The 15029-nt window shown below is 62.8% G+C and carries 12 protein-coding genes; all 12 read left to right on the top strand.

Annotated features, from left to right (window positions below):
• Positions 1 to 336: 336 nt before the first annotated feature.
• The 12 genes from J3485_RS24190 to J3485_RS24135 all read left to right on the top strand — a co-directional run bounded on the left by J3485_RS24190 (position 337) and on the right by J3485_RS24135 (position 14998).
• Positions 337 to 1335 (top strand): LysR substrate-binding domain-containing protein, encoded by a 999-nt coding sequence (locus tag J3485_RS24190; protein WP_206956860.1) that lies wholly within the window; start codon positions 337 to 339, stop codon positions 1333 to 1335.
• A gap of 241 nt (positions 1336 to 1576) precedes the next feature.
• Positions 1577 to 2566, top strand: coding sequence for a LysR substrate-binding domain-containing protein (locus tag J3485_RS24185; RefSeq protein ID WP_206956859.1), 990 nt, complete (start codon positions 1577 to 1579; stop codon positions 2564 to 2566).
• A gap of 221 nt (positions 2567 to 2787) precedes the next feature.
• Positions 2788 to 3828 (top strand): Bug family tripartite tricarboxylate transporter substrate binding protein, encoded by a 1041-nt coding sequence (locus J3485_RS24180; RefSeq protein ID WP_206956858.1) that lies wholly within the window; start codon positions 2788 to 2790, stop codon positions 3826 to 3828.
• Positions 3829 to 3956: 128 nt separating this feature from the next.
• Positions 3957 to 4814 (top strand): amidohydrolase family protein, encoded by an 858-nt coding sequence (locus J3485_RS24175; RefSeq protein ID WP_206956857.1) that lies wholly within the window; start codon positions 3957 to 3959, stop codon positions 4812 to 4814.
• A 113-nt stretch (positions 4815 to 4927) separates the two neighbouring features.
• Entirely contained in the window at positions 4928 to 6967 is a 2040-nt protein-coding gene (locus J3485_RS24170) for a tripartite tricarboxylate transporter permease (protein ID WP_206956856.1), read from the top strand.
• 52 nt (positions 6968 to 7019) lie between these two features.
• Positions 7020 to 7550 (top strand): carboxymuconolactone decarboxylase family protein, encoded by a 531-nt coding sequence (locus J3485_RS24165; protein ID WP_206956855.1) that lies wholly within the window; start codon positions 7020 to 7022, stop codon positions 7548 to 7550.
• A 172-nt stretch (positions 7551 to 7722) separates the two neighbouring features.
• Entirely contained in the window at positions 7723 to 9168 is a 1446-nt protein-coding gene (locus tag J3485_RS24160) for an NAD-dependent succinate-semialdehyde dehydrogenase (RefSeq protein WP_206956854.1), read from the top strand.
• A gap of 478 nt (positions 9169 to 9646) precedes the next feature.
• Complete coding sequence (locus J3485_RS24155) at positions 9647 to 10618, top strand: ABC transporter substrate-binding protein (protein WP_206956853.1); 972 nt, start codon at positions 9647 to 9649, stop codon at positions 10616 to 10618.
• A 20-nt stretch (positions 10619 to 10638) separates the two neighbouring features.
• Positions 10639 to 11664, top strand: coding sequence for an amidohydrolase family protein (locus tag J3485_RS24150; RefSeq protein ID WP_206956852.1), 1026 nt, complete (start codon positions 10639 to 10641; stop codon positions 11662 to 11664).
• 10 nt (positions 11665 to 11674) lie between these two features.
• Positions 11675 to 12520, top strand: a complete 846-nt coding sequence (locus J3485_RS24145; protein ID WP_206956851.1) for an amidohydrolase family protein — start codon at positions 11675 to 11677, stop codon at positions 12518 to 12520.
• A gap of 70 nt (positions 12521 to 12590) precedes the next feature.
• Positions 12591 to 13448, top strand: coding sequence for an HpcH/HpaI aldolase family protein (locus tag J3485_RS24140; RefSeq protein WP_206956850.1), 858 nt, complete (start codon positions 12591 to 12593; stop codon positions 13446 to 13448).
• On the top strand, positions 13448 to 14998 hold the full coding sequence (locus J3485_RS24135; RefSeq protein WP_206955378.1) for an acetolactate synthase large subunit: 1551 nt from the start codon (positions 13448 to 13450) through the stop codon (positions 14996 to 14998). The genes J3485_RS24140 and J3485_RS24135 overlap by 1 nt, the downstream gene beginning before the upstream one ends.
• The last annotated feature ends 31 nt before the right edge of the window (positions 14999 to 15029 follow it).

Below are 15029 nucleotides of genomic sequence, written 5' to 3'. Positions count from 1 at the left end.
AGCCGCGACGAATACGTCCACGCCGGATCAGGCCTGTCAAGGAGGAATTGCACCGAGCCATCGCACCGAGCCATCGCGCGACGAGGGGTCCGCTTGCGCGCGATGGTGGCCGGACATAGACTGCGCCCAGGGACTAGACGTGGATCGGCGCTGACACGCGTCGCGCTTGCGGTTGCGAGAGCGGTCGGCGGCAAGCTCGTCACGATAGGTGCGAGGAGCCGGCCTCGATCGACGTGAGTGGATGCTGTTCGATGTTGCCAGCGAGTCGCCCCGAAGTCGATTGAGTAAAATGGCTTTCGGTTTAACGGTTTGGTCAAGCTGGTGGAGTTAAGCGAAGTGTCAGAACTCGATTGGTACCTGCAGATCAATCTGAAGGCACGGCACATGCGCCTGCTCGTGGCGATCGACACGTATCGCAACTTGACGCAAGTGGCCGACGTCACCCATGTCACCGTGCCGGCCGTGTCGAAGTCCCTGGCCGAGCTCGAGCGAGGACTCGGGCTTACGTTGTTTACACGCACGGTGCAGGGTTTGGTGCCCACGCCGTACGGCGATTGCCTCATTCGTCACGCCCGCGCGATGCTGACGATTCTGAATCAGGCCCGCGATGAGTTGAAAGCCCTCAGTTCGGGGACCGAGGGGAAGGTTCACATCGGCATGCTGCCGGCTTCGGCCTCGGTGCTGTTGCCGCGGGCGCTGACGCTTCTGAAGGAGCGCTCGCCCGGTACCAATGTCACGGTAAACGAAGGGACGACGGCGTTGCTGCTGCCCGAACTTTGGCAGGGGCACCTCGACTTGGTGGTGGGCCGCCTGCCGCCGCCCGATACGCTGGGCAGTTTCGAGGAGATGGAGCTGCTCGAGGAGCCGGTGACGTTGGTCACCGGCCGTCATCATCCGCTGGCGCGCAGGAAAACCTTGGAATGGTCGGACCTGTGCCCTTATCCCTGGATTCTTCCGCCACCCGGAACAATATTGCGCGAACCGCTCGAGCGGACGCTCGAAGCGCACGGCGTGCCGCTGACCGACAACTACATCGAGACACTCTCGATTCATGTCGCGCGTGCGCAGTTGCAGGTTTCGGATTTCATCGCCGTGATGGCCGGCACGCAGGCCAACGACACCATGCAACCGCTTCATACGCTTCCGCTTAGCCTGCCTCGCTTGCTGCGCCCGGCCGGCGTCATGTGGAGTCGCAATCGGGGTCTTACGCCTAGCGCGCAACTCATGGTTTCGTGTCTGGAAGAGGCCGCGCAACAGTTGCAGGCCAGCCTCGATACGCCGGCTACGCCAGCGCGCGCGCCGTTGTCCGTGGTCAAGGCGAAGCGCCCCCGTTAGCCCTCGTCCTCGAAGCGGCGCTCGTGCTTCGCTGCGTTAACCGTTTCCTCAAACCCCAAGCCGTTTATCTCAATTGACCCGCGCTGGTGCGCTGGCAGAATCTTGCGTGCAATCACGCGACGGGCGAATTGACACGACGTTATCGCCTATTGGGGCGACCTGCGTCCTACCGTTGCCGTGAGAACCGATTGATTGCGGATCGCCCATTAACTTGTCGGTAAAGCCGGTGGAGTCAAGCGAAGTGTCGGAACTCGACTGGTACTTACAGATCAATTTGAAAGCGCGGCACTTGCGCTTGCTCGTGGCGATCGACACGTATCGCAACTTGACGCAAGTGGCCGACGTCACCCACGTGACGGTGCCCGCCGTATCGAAGTCGCTGGCCGAACTCGAGCGCGGGCTTGGGCTCGTTTTGTTTTCGCGTACGGCCCAGGGCGTAGTGCCGACGCCCTACGGTGATTGCCTCATTCGCCACGCCCGCGCGATGCTGACGATTCTGAATCAGGCGCGCGATGAACTGAGAGCCCTGAGTTCGGGGACCGAGGGGAAGGTTCACATCGGCATGTTGCCGGCTTCGGCCTCCGCGCTGTTGCCGCGAGCGCTGAGCTTCTTGAAGGAGCGCTCGCCGGGTACCAATGTGACGGTCACCGAAGGGACGACGTCGTCGCTGCTGCCGGAACTCTGGCAAGGCCACCTCGATTTGGTGGTGGGCCGCCTGCCGCCTCCGGATACGCTGGGCAGTTTCGAGGAAAGGGAATTGCTCGAGGAGCCGGTGACGTTGATGACCGGCCGTCACCATCCGTTGGCGCGCAGGAAAACGCTGGAATGGGCGGACCTGCTCCCCTATCCGTGGATCCTTCCGCCGTCCGGGTCGATATTGCGCGATCCGCTCGAGCGGACGCTCGAAGCGCATGACGTGCCGTTGACCAACAACTACATCGAAACGCTGTCTCTTCACGTTGCGCGTGCCCAGTTGCAGGTTTCCGATTTCATTGCCGTGATGGCCGATTCGCCCACGAACGACACCACGCAGTCTTTTCATACGCTTCCGTTGAGTCTGCCTCGATTGCTCCGCCCGGCCGGCGTGCTGTGGAATCGCAATCGCGGTTTAACCCCCAGCGCGAAGCTGATGGTCACGTGTTTGGAAGATGCGGCCGAAAGCCTGCGAGGCGGCTTCAATTCCTCGTCGAGCGCGCTCTCGCAAGGCAAAGCGAAGCGGCCCCATCAATGAGCGGGCGCGAAGCGAGGGCGTGGACGGGCACTTAACCGTTTGCTCAACCCTCATGCAGCTTTTCTCAATTGATATGCGGCGTCGCGCTGGCAGAATCTAACTGCGCTAACTGCGTTTACCCAGCAATCAGAAGGAAAACGTAATCTATCACCGGGACGGCAACGATTCTCGGCTCGCCTCGACGGCAGATTGCGGATCGGTGTACGGAGACGAAGACGACTATGAACTACAGGACCGCAATACGCACTTGCGCGGCGCTGATATGCATTGCCGTGATGGCGGTCGCTGGGCCGGCGTTCGGTCAGTCGGTCGAACAGTTTTATCACGGCAAAACCGTGACGCTCATCGTCAGTGCCGATGCAGGTACACCCACCGACACGCTTGCACGTCAGTTCGCACGTTTCTTCGTCAAGTACATTCCCGGGCACCCCGACGCCGTGGTGATGAACGTCGTGGGCGCGGGAGGCATGGTGGCGGCGGCTTCGCTTCAGTCCACGCAGCCCAATGACGGCACTGTCGTCGGCTTCCTGCAACGGAACAACCTCTATATCCCCTTGCTCGACCCGAGGCAGCACAGCTTCGATCCCAGAAAAGTCAGATGGCTCGGCAGTCTCGATAAGGTGCAGTACTGCTTGGTCGGGATGACGCGCTCCGGTGTGACCACGGCAGACGATCTCTTCAAAAAGAAGATGTATATCGGCGCGACCGGCTTTTCCAACGAGGATCGGACGCTGCCGGCGCTGCTCGATGAGTACGTTGGCGCGAAGATGCGCATCGTTCCCGGCTATACGGGGCGCGGCGAGGTTTATCTGGCGATGCAGCGCGGCGAGGTCGACGGCTGGGCCTCGACCATCGACGGGCTGAGCCAGGGCGCGCCGGCGCAGATGCTCGCCAACGGCAAGATGAAAGTGTTGCTGCAATTGGGGTGGAATAGTCTGCCCGATTACCCCAACGTTCCGAATCTGAGCGCCTATGTCACCCAGCCGGACGTCAAGGCGCTGTTCAACTTGTTCCTGTTGCCGTTCGCGGCGGGGCGGCCCATCGCAGTGCCGAACGGCGTGCCCCAGGATCGTCTCGACGCGCTGCGCGTGGCCTTCGCGAAGGCGATCGCCGATCCCGAATTCATTGCGGCGATGAAAACCCAAGGCTTCCCGATCGATCCGATCGACGGTAACGCGGTGGAGCAGATCGTCAACCAGTTGTATGCCACGCCCGAATCGGTGATCGAGCGCGCGCGCAAGCTCATCTATAGCGCTCAATGATGGCCGCTCGAAGCGGCGCGGGTATCGGGTCTTATTCCCGCGCGCTTCGTCTGCCGTGATCTGAGCAAGAGAATGTCGTGAACCCGGCGTGGGCGAACGACGGCAAATCTCCAAGAGGTCCAATCGACATGACGCAAGAAATCATCGACATTCACCCGCACATCGTGTCGACAGACGCGGTTCGCTACCCGATTGCTCCGCAGCACGGACATCGTTCGAACTGGTCGGCCACGCGTGCGGTGACGTTCGAGCAGTTGGTCGCGGAAATGGATGAAGCCGGGGTGGCGAAGGCTGCGATCGTGCATTCGTCGACGACGTATGGGCACAACAACGCATACGTGGCCGATAGCGTGGCTGCGCAGCCCAAGCGATTCACGGGCGTCTACTCGTTCGATTTATTGGCGCCCGGTGCGCTGAACACGTTCGATTACTGGCTGACGCGCGGCATGGGCGGGATTCGGCTGTTCACGGGCGGGGCTACGCATCAAAGCGACGGAAGCTGGCTGGTCAATCCCGCCACATTTCCGATTTGGGAGCGCTGCGCGCAGATCGGCATGACGATGGCGGTTCAGACGACGCCGACCGGTTTGTCGATGGTGGCCGAACTGGCTCGACGTTTCCCTACCGTGAAGATCGTGCTCGACCACTGCGGCCGCCCCGTTCTCGAAGAAGGCCCGCCCTATGCGGCCTGCAACGAGTTGTTCGATCTGGCGAAATACAGCAACGTCTATATGAAGATCACGCCGCGTACCTTCGATCTCGCGCAGGCGGCGCCGGGCGGAGCCGAGGCCTTCTTCCCGCATCTGGCGAAGGTGTTTGGCGCGGATCATTTGGCTTTCGGCTCGAACTACCCGGCATCGGCGGGACCGTTGAAGAAGCTCATCGATCAGGGGCATGCCTGTTTCGCTTCGCTTAGCGAGGAGGAGCGTGCGTGGGTATGGGGCGGTACGGCGAAGGTTCTCTATCCCACGCTCGCCGATCGGTAGGACGTGTCGAAGTCATAGGCGCTCGCGCACCGCTCGGTACGACGCGCCTATCTTCGGCGCTCATCGGCTCAAACGATGAGCCTGCCGAGCCCGCTCGCTAATCAGGATGACTCATGGAATTCCTCAACCACGCAACGTTGTCGGCGGCCGGCCATGCGCTGTCGACGATCTTGCAATTCAATCGTCTGGTCTTTCTCTGGTTCGGCGTTCTGATCGGGCTGGCCATTGGGCTGTTGCCGGGCATCGGCGGGTTGACCGGCTTTGCGCTGCTGGTGCCTTTCACCTACACGATGGATCCGTACGCGGCCTTTGCCATGCTGCTCGGCATGGCTTCGGTCATTACGACGTCGGACGTTATTCCGGCCGTGCTGTTCGGCGTACCGGGGCACGCGGCTTCACAGGCGACCGTGCTCGACGGTCTGCCGATGACCCGGCGCGGTGAAGCATCGCGCGCGCTGAGCGCGTGCTACATGTCGTCGATGTTCGGCGGGCTCATCGGCGCGGTCATCTTGGCCATCTCGTTGCCGCTGGTGCGGCCTTTCGTGCTCTCCATCGGTACGCCCGAAATGCTGGGGCTGACGATTTTCGGGATCTCGATGGTGTCGGCCCTATCGGGCAACGCGCCGCTCAAGGGGATCGTCGTCGCGTGCTTCGGCATTCTGATCGGCATGATCGGCACCAATGTCGAAACCGGGCAAATGCGTTGGACGGGCGATCTCCTCTATCTGCAGGACGGCATCCCCAAGGTGCCGATCATTCTTGGCCTGTTTGCGCTGCCGGAGCTGTGCGAGCTCGCCATCCGCCGCACGGCGATCGCCGATAAAGTCCAGTTCAGTTCGCGCCAAGGGATGATGCATGGCGTCACCGACAGTTTGCGAAACTGGTTCTTGATCGTTCGTTGCGGCGGCCTGGGCGCGATTCTCGGGGCCATCCCGGGAATCACGGGCGCGGTAACCGATTGGATCGCCTACGGACATGCATTGCAAACGTCGAAGGGCGCGAAGGATACCTTCACCACTGGCGACGTGCGCGGCGTCATCGCGCCCGAAGCGGCCAACAATGCGCGAGAGGGCGGCAGCCTGGTGCCGATGCTGTCGTTCGGCGTACCCGGCGGCGCGGCACAGGCCATTTTGCTCAGCGCATTGATGGTGCACGGGTTTATTCCGGGTCCCGATATGCTGACCAAGCATCTCGCGTTGACCTATTCGATGGTGTGGTCGATCGCGCTCGCCAATATCTTCGGCGCGGGCCTTTGTTTCCTGCTGAGCGGACAATTCGCGAAGATTTCCACGCTGCGCTATACGCTCATTCTGCCGGTCATCATGCCGATCATCTATGTCGGCGCCTTCCAAGGCTCGCGTAGCTGGGGCGATTTGTTCGTGCTGCTGATCGCAGGCGTGATCGGCTGGACCATGAAGCGTTTGAGATGGGCGCGTCCGCCGCTGATTCTCGGTCTCGTGCTCGGTGTGCTGATGGAGCGCTACATGTCGATCTCCTTCATGCGCTACGACACCGATTGGATGAGGCGGCCGGTCGTCCTGGTTCTGCTCGTCTTGTCGGCGCTGGTCTTTCTCAAGCCGCTGGTCAATGCCTTGCTCAAGGGTGGGCTCGCGCGGCTGCGGCCGAGCGGGAAGCCCGTATTCGAGCGCCAAGACCTCGCCTATCTGTTCTTCATCGGCATAGGCATCTACATGCTGGTGAGCGCGCAGGGATGGCTGCTGATGGCCAGAATCGGGCCGACGGTCGTCGCGAGCATTCTCGTGATCGCCGGCACGGGCAGTCTCGTCTACAAGGTTTTCGTGACGCCGGCGCCGGCTGGGACGGCGGCTGGCGGCGGCATCCACATGGATATGTCGAGCAGCCACGATGAAGCATTGCACGGCAAGGTCGTGTTGATACGCGCTGCGAAGTTCTTCGGCTGGTTCATTGGCTTTCTCCTTTGCATGGCGGTGATCGGCATGCTGCCGACGGTGCTGCTGATGATCGTCGCGTTCATGCGCATCGAGGGGCGCGAGCGTTGGCGGCTCAGTTTGATCCTCGCGGTTTGCGTGACGGGGCTCATCTATGGCGTTTTCGATCAGATCATTCATATTCCTTGGCCTAGTAGCCTGATCGGGCAGTGGTTCCCCGCGCTAGGGGCCATGGGCCTGTGACGTGCAACGGCAAGGCCTTGCTTTGTTATCTTTTTTGCTGGAAGGAAAGAGCATGACGAACAATCGACTCGAGCGTATCGACCCGGAGAAGGCCACCGATGAACAGAAGACCGTCATCGCGCGACTGGGCGAAGGGCGGGGACGCATTCCCACGCCGTTCAACATATGGCTGCACAACCCGCGTCTCGCCGAAGGGATGGAGATCATCGGCACCCACGTCGATCGGTCGCCGGTGCTGAGCGAGGCGGAAACCGAAGTGGCGATCCTGTCGACGGCGGTGTTTTGGAATGCGCCCTATGTCATCGCAAACCACCGCCGGCATGCGCTGAAAGCGGGCGTTCCGGAGGCGGTGGTCGCCGCCATCATTGAAAACCGGCATACGGAGCCGGACAGCGGGCGTCTCGGGGTGGTCTGCGATGCGGTCCACGACATTCTCGCGGGCGGCGTAGTCGACGACGCGCGCTTTGCGCGATATGTGGCCGAACTGGGCCGTGCGGTGATCGCGGAATTGCTGATCACGATAGGCTATTTCACCTCGATCTCGCTCGCCATGAGCCTGCACGCGCTCGAGCCCAAGGCTTGATCGTTCGTCTCTTGCTCGCTCGAGCGCGGTTTACCGTCGTCGCACTGGATTTGCGAAAGACGAGTATGCTGCCAAGATCGAGACCGCCGCGGGCGTATATGGGCGTGTGATTAATCGGCGCTTCCTCGCTTGATTGGGAAGCGCATTTTTTTGCGGATAGCAGGGAGTCTGGATGACAAACGTGACTTATACGAATACGCAACTACTGATCGACGGCGAGTGGTGCGACGCGGCCGGCGGCAAGACGATCGACGTCGTCAATCCCGCGACGGGTCAAGTGATCGGCAAGGTTGCGCATGCGGGCATTGCGGATCTGGATCGCGCGCTGGCCGCCGCGCAGCGCGGTTTCGAAAAGTGGCGCCGGGTGCCCGCGCACGAACGCGCGGCGACGATGCGCAAAGCGGCGGGGCTCGTGCGTGAGCGCGCCGCGACGATCGCGCAATGGATGACGCAGGAACAAGGCAAGCCGCTCGGCGAAGCGCGCATCGAAGTGCTCGCGGCCGCGGACATCATCGAATGGTTCGCCGACGAAGGGCGGCGCGTCTATGGCCGGATCGTTCCGCCGCGCAATCTCGGGGCGCAGCAGACGGTGGTGCGCGAGCCCGTCGGTCCGGTTGCCGCGTTCACGCCGTGGAATTTCCCGGTCAACCAGGTCGTGCGCAAGCTGAGCGCGGCGCTGGCGACCGGCTGCTCGTTCCTCGTGAAGGCGCCGGAGGAAACGCCGGCGTCGCCGGCCGCGCTGCTGCGCGCATTCGTCGATGCAGGTGTGCCGGCGGGCGTGATCGGTCTCGTGTTCGGCAATCCCGCCGAGATTTCCTCGTACTTGATTGCACATCCCGTGATCCGCAAGGTCACGTTCACGGGCTCCACGCCGGTCGGCAAGCAATTGGCGGCCTTGGCCGGCCAGCACATGAAGCGCGCGACGATGGAGTTGGGCGGCCATGCGCCCGTCATCGTCGCCGAGGATGCCGACGTCGCGCTCGCGGTGAGGGCCGCCGGCGGCTCGAAATTTCGCAATGCGGGCCAGGTCTGTATTTCGCCTACGCGCTTTCTGGTCCACAACAGCGTTCGCGAAGCATTCACGCACGAACTGGTCAAGCACGCGCAAGGGCTGAAGGTCGGCAATGGTCTCGAGGAAGGCACGACGCTCGGCGCGCTCGCGAATGCGCGCCGGCTCACGGCGATGGCCTCTGTCGTCGAGAACGCGCGCGCGACCGGCGCACGCGTCGAGACCGGCGGCGAGCGCATCGGCACGGAGGGCAATTTCTTCGCGCCGACCGTGCTGTCTAATGTGTCGCTCGACTCGGATGTGTTCAACAACGAGCCGTTTGGGCCCATTGCCGCCATTCGCGGATTCGATTCGCTCGAGGAAGCCATCACCGAAGCGAACCGGCTTCCGTACGGTCTTGCCGGTTACGCGTTCACGAAGTCGTTCGCGAACGTGCATCTGCTGACGCAGCGCTTGGAAGTCGGCATGCTGTGGATCAACCAGCCGGCGACGCCGTGGCCGGAAATGCCGTTCGGCGGCGTGAAGGATTCGGGCTACGGCTCGGAGGGGGGTCCCGAGGCGCTCGAACCGTACCTCGTGTCGAAGTCGGTTACCGTCACGGCCGTCTGACCGCCGAGTTCGACGGTCGCGTTTGGATCTCTCCGCTGTAAAAGCGTCGGTGCCCCGAAGCTCGGGGTGCCGATGCAACGCATTGCTGCAATCTCCTCATTGACGGCGTATTCGTCGGTTCTTTCGCCGCTTGGCCTTGCCACGCGCCATTGTCGTTGCCGATTCTCTCGACGCGGGTGGCCCGCGCGAATCACCAGCCCCTTTTGATAAGCGTTCTCGCATCGTTCGGCGTCATTTGAAAATGCCGAACGCGACCGGCGAATTCAAAACGATTTCATCGGTCATTCAGTCGCGAGTAACGGTGAGGCTTTACCAATCGGTTAAGCCCATTGCGGCTTAATTCAATGGACGCGAATCCAGCCCGGAAAGATCATGTGGTCAACGAAATCACCTGAGTAGCCGCGTGACTTGCCCACCTTGCCATAAGGCAGCGATGGGCGTCATATCGATAAGGCGGCTCGTCCAATAGGAGGCTAAGTTGACCAAAAAAGTCCCGCTCAAGATCGCGATCGCCGAGCATCCGCAAACGTCGGGTATTCGCGACGGTTCCATTCCCATCGAAGGCGTCGACGCCGAGTTCGTCACGGTCAAGCCCCAGATCGGCGCTTTCCGCCGCATGGTTCGCGACGTCGAGTTCGATGTCTGCGAACTGGCGCCGACGACTTACATCATCGCTCGCGCTTATGGCGCACCGTTCGTCGGGCTGCCGATTTTCGTCGTGCGCCGTTTTCACCACTCTGGACTGCTCGTGCGTCCGGATGCGGGTATTAGGACTCCTAAGGATCTCGAGGGCAAGAAAGTCGGCGTGCGTGCCTATTCGGTTACGACGGGCGTATGGACGCGTCAAGTGCTGATCGACGAGTTCGGTCTCGATTCGTCGAAGGTGACCTGGGTCGTGGATGACGAGGAACACGTCACGCAACTGAAGCTGCCGTCGAACGTCGTTCACGCGCCGGCCGACAGCTCGCTGGCGGACATGATGGCGAAGGGCGAACTGGCGGCGGGCTTCGGCGCCAACGCAGGCATCGGGCGCACCGGCGCACCGACGGGCGGTTGGAAGGAGGTCGAGGCCGACTATCCCGATCTGTTCCCGAACGCAACCGAACTGGAAGCCGAGTACTACGCGCGCACCGGTGTCTATCCGATGCACGGCACCATCGTCGTCAAGGATTCGGTGTTGGCCGAGCATCCGTGGATCGCCAAGTCGATCTACGACGCTTTCGATACGGCGAAGAAGCAATGGCTGGCCAAGCTCGACGCCGGTCAAGCGACGGAGAAAGGCGACAAGAAGTACCTCAAGCTGCGCGAGATCGTCGGCTACGATCCGCTGCCGTACGGCATCGAGGAAAACCGCAAGACCATCGAGGCGCTCGAAGCGACCGCCTTCAAGCAGGGCCTGACGCCGCGGCGCATGTCCATGAGCGAGCTGTTCGTCGATCCCCGCGTTTGAGCTACGAAAGGAAGTAGAAGATGATCATCGATTGCCACGGTCACTTCACGACCGTTCCCGCTTCGTTCCGTGATTGGCGCGCCAAACAGATTGCGGCCGCCAACGACCCGGCGAACGCGCCCCCGCTCTCCGGCGCATACGTCAGCGACGACGAAATCCGCGAGGGTGTCGGCAACGGCCAGTTGCGTCTGCAGAAAGAGCGCGGCGGCGACCTGACGTTGTTCTCGCCGATCGCGGGGCTGATGAGTCACCACCTCGGCAACGAGCGCACGAGCCTCGAGTGGGCGGAAGTGTCGAACGATCTCGTGCGCCGCGTTTGCGACATCTATCCGGACAACTTCGTGCCGGTTTGCCAGTTGCCGCAATCGCCGCTGGTGCCGCCCAAGAACTCGATTCCCGAATTGCGGCGCTGCATCGAGGAAATGGGCTTCGTCGGCTGCAACGTGAATCCCGACCCGAGCGGCGGGCACTGGACCGGCAAGCCGATGACGGACCGCGAGTGGTATCCGCTCTACGAGGCGCTGTGTGACCTCGACGTGCCCGCCATGATCCACGTCGCAGCTTCGTGCAACGCTTGCCACCACGGCACCGGGGCGCATTACCTGAACGCCGATACGTCGGTTTTCATGCAATTGCTGCAAGGCGACGTCTTCAAGGATTTCCCGACGCTGCGCTTGGTCATTCCGCACGGCGGCGGTGCGGTGCCTTACCACTGGGGACGCTACCGCGGCATGTCGCTGGAGATCGCCAAGCGCCCGCTCGAGGGCCTGCTGAACAACATCTTCTTCGACACCTGCGTGTACCACCAACCGGGCGTGGAGCTGCTGACCAAGGTCGTGCCGACGAGCAACGTGTTGTTCGGCTCCGAGATGATCGGCGCCGTGCGTGGCCGCGATCCGAACACCGGCGAGTACTTCGACGACACGAAGCGTTACGTCGACGGCTGTGCGGCGCTCAGCGACGCCGACCGGCACGCCATTTTCGAGGGCAACGCTCGCCGCGTTTATCCGCGTCTGGATAAGTTCCTCAAGGCCAAGGGCCTTTAAGCAATACGCCATGAACATCATCGACATTCATCCTCACATCATCTCGGACGATGACAAGCGTTACCCGCCGGCGCCGCTGTTCGGCAAGCGCTCGGATTGGTCGCAGGAGCGGCCCAACACGGTCGAGGCGCTGATCCGGGCGATGGACGAAGCCGGCGTCGCCAAGGCTGCCGTCGTGCACTCCTCGACGACTTACGGGTTCGACAACAGCTACGTGGTGGACGGCTGCAACCGGTACAAGGATCGTCTTGCGGCCGTGGGTTCGGTGGACATGCTGGCCGACGATGTGCCCGCAGTGATCAAGGCTTGGGCGGACAAGGGCCTCGTCGGGCTGCGAATCTTCACGGGCGGCTCGACCAAGGATTTCGATCCCAGCGAACTCGACAACCCCAAATCGTTCAAGGCCTGGGAAATGCTGGCGGAACTGAAGCTGCCCATGTGCATCCAGACCGGCCCGATCGGCCTGCCGCAGGTGCGCATGCTGGCCGAGAAGTTCTCGACGGTGAACATCGTCCTCGACCATCTTGGCCGCCCGGACGTGCTCGACGGCGCGCCCTACGCGAATGCCGCCGGCCTGTTCGCGTTGGCCGACTTGCCGAACATCTATCTGAAGCTCACGCCGCGCATCTTCGGCGACGTGAAGAAGGAAAAGGCCAGCGCCGAGACATTCTTCCCGCGCGTCGTCGAAGCATTCGGCGCGCAGCGCATGGCCTGGGGCTCGAACTTCCCGACCTCGCCGGGTGCGCTCCAAGAGATCTTGGCGACGGCCGAGCAGGGCCTCGCTTGCCTCGACGAGGAAGACCGCGCATGGATCTTCGGCAAGACCGCGCAGACGTTGTACCCGACATTGAGCTGAGGCTCGAATCGTGCCAATCGCGTATGTCGCCGGGTGAACCGGCGCCGCGCAGCGAGAAAGAGAGATCCACATGTCCACTACCCGCCTGAACAGCATCATCCGCGCTTTCGAATCGGGGAAGGTCGCGCACGCCGCCTTCTCCAAGCTCGACAAGCAGACTGCCATCGAGATGAGCGATTCGCCCTATGACGGCATCGTCTTCGAGATGGAGCACAACCCCTACGACGTGAGCGCGCTCGGCGATGCGCTGCAGTACATGCTGAGCCGCAAGCAGATCGCCGAGTCCGGGTCGGTCGCGCCCAAAGTGACGCCGCTCGCACGCATTCCGGCCAACGGCGTCGAAATGAATCAGAGTTTTGCCAAGCAGGTGCTCGATCGCGGCGCCTATGGCGTGATTTGGCCGCACGTGGCGACTGTCGAACAGGCTTACAACGCCGTTGCGTCCTGTCGTTACGCTCGCCCGAAGAACGCTCCGCTGTACGAGCCGAAAGGCGTGCGCGGCGACGGCCCGGCGAACGCCGCACGCTACTGGGGCTTGAGCATGGCCGAGTACTACGCGAAGGCCGATGTCTGGCCGCTGGTGCCGCAAGGCGAAATTCTCGTCGGCCTCATGTGCGAGAGCACGCAGGCCATCGAGAATCTGGACGACATCCTCGCCAACGTGCCCGGCATCGGTTTCATCCTGATCGGCGAGGGCGATCTCAGCCAGGAGCTGGGCTTCGCACGCCAATACGAGCACCCGGAAGTCGTCGACGCGATGCGTCGCATCGTGGAGACCTGCCGCAAGCACAACGTCGTCGTCGGCAATCCGCACGTCACGGCCAAGAACCATCGCCGTTTGACCGAAGAGGGCTACCGCTTGATGTTGTCGGCGCCGCAGCGCACCTACGGCGTGGTCGGTCTCGCCCGCGACATGGCGGGGTACTGATGAACGGCGCCGAAAGTCTCGTCGCGACCCTCGTCGATCAGGGCGTGGACATTTGCTTCGCGAATCCCGGCACGTCGGAGATGCATTTTCTCGCGGCGCTGGGCGACAACGCGAAGATGCGCAGCGTGCTGTGCCTGTTCGAAGGTGTGGCGACGGGTGCGGCCGACGGCTGGTACCGGATGAAAGAGACGCCGGCCTCGACGCTGCTGCACCTCGGGCCGGGCTTGGCCAACGGGCTCGCCAACATTCACAACGCCAAGCGTGCGTCGTCGGGAATGGTCAATGTCGTCGGCGAGCATTCGGTGTCGCACCTCAAGTACGATCCGCCGCTGACCTCGGACATCGAGGGGCTCGCGCGGCCGCTCAGCCACTGGGTGCGCCGCGCCGAGTCATCGAACACGATCGCCTGGGACACCGCGCAAGCCGTGGCCAAGGCCAGCGAGCATCCGGGGCAGATCGCCACCTTGATCTTGCCGGGCGACACCTCCTGGCAGCAGGCTGGCGAGAGCCGATTGTTGCCGCCGCCCGTTGCGGTCAAGCGCAAGACGCCGAGCGCTGCGCGCATCGAGCACATCGCGCAGGTGCTGCGCTCGGGCGAGCCGACGCTGATCGTTCTGGCCAACCGAGCCACGCGCGGCGCTGCACTCGAAAAGGCGGGCCGTGTGGCCGCCGCCACGGGCGCGCGGCTCGGCTCGCAGTTCTTCACCGCGCGCATCGAGCGTGGCGCCGGGCGCGTACCGATCGAACGCATTCCCTACGCGGTGGCGCAAGCTACGGCTTTCCTCGAGGATTTCAAGCACATCGTCACGGTCGAGACGAAGGAGCCCGTGGCCTTCTTCGCCTACCCGGACAAACCGAGTTTGCTCAAGCCCGAGGGTACGCTGGTGCATGCGCTCGTCGAGGCCGACGAGGACAGCGAACTCGCGTTCGACATGCTGCTGCAGGCACTGGGCGCGGCCGGCACCGCAGCGCTCGTGCAGCCGCGCATCGAAACGCCGGCGCCGAGCGGCGCGCTCAACCCGACGAGCATTGCGCAGGCGTTGGCCGCGGCCCTGCCCGAGCACTGCATTCTCGTGGACGAATCGCTGACGACGGGCCGCGAGTCCATGGGCGTGACCATGGGCGCCGCGCCGCACGACCTCATCAACAACATGGGCGGCTCGATCGGCTATGCGACGCCCGTGGCGACGGGCGCGGCGCTCGCGTGCCCGGATCGGCGCGTGTTCTGCATGGTCGGCGACGGCAGCGCGATGTACACGATCCAGTCGTTATGGACTCAGGCGCGCGAGAGCTTGAACGTCACGACGATCATCTTCGCCAACAACAGCTACGCAATTCTCAAGGCTGAGTACGCCAACATGGGCGCGGGCACGCCCGGCGAACGCGCGCTGTCGATGATCGACATCGATCGCCCGCGCATCGATTGGCTTTCGATGGCGAAAAGCATGGGCGTGGAAGCCGTGGCTGTCGATACGGCCGAGGCGTTCTACAAAGCCATGGTCGATTCGACGCGCGAGCGCGGCCCGCGTTTGATCGAAGTCCGTTTGTAATTCGATTCACGAGATTCAAGCCAAGGAATGA

The organism is Trinickia acidisoli (assembly GCF_017315725.1).
GTDB lineage: Bacteria > Pseudomonadota > Gammaproteobacteria > Burkholderiales > Burkholderiaceae > Trinickia > Trinickia acidisoli.
This window is presented reverse-complemented; position numbering and strand designations above follow the sequence as displayed.

Excerpts from the sequence above, each read along its gene's own strand:
- J3485_RS24180 (WP_206956858.1), top strand. The coding sequence starts at position 2,788 with ATGAACTACAGGACCGCAATACGCACTTGCGCGGCGCTGATATGCATT.
- J3485_RS24175 (WP_206956857.1), top strand. The coding sequence starts at position 3,957 with ATGACGCAAGAAATCATCGACATTCACCCGCACATCGTGTCGACAGAC.
- J3485_RS24170 (WP_206956856.1), top strand. The coding sequence starts at position 4,928 with ATGGAATTCCTCAACCACGCAACGTTGTCGGCGGCCGGCCATGCGCTG.
- J3485_RS24165 (WP_206956855.1), top strand. The coding sequence starts at position 7,020 with ATGACGAACAATCGACTCGAGCGTATCGACCCGGAGAAGGCCACCGAT.
- J3485_RS24160 (WP_206956854.1), top strand. The coding sequence starts at position 7,723 with ATGACAAACGTGACTTATACGAATACGCAACTACTGATCGACGGCGAG.
- J3485_RS24150 (WP_206956852.1), top strand. The coding sequence starts at position 10,639 with ATGATCATCGATTGCCACGGTCACTTCACGACCGTTCCCGCTTCGTTC.
- J3485_RS24145 (WP_206956851.1), top strand. The coding sequence starts at position 11,675 with ATGAACATCATCGACATTCATCCTCACATCATCTCGGACGATGACAAG.
- J3485_RS24140 (WP_206956850.1), top strand. The coding sequence starts at position 12,591 with ATGTCCACTACCCGCCTGAACAGCATCATCCGCGCTTTCGAATCGGGG.
- J3485_RS24135 (WP_206955378.1), top strand. The coding sequence starts at position 13,448 with ATGAACGGCGCCGAAAGTCTCGTCGCGACCCTCGTCGATCAGGGCGTG.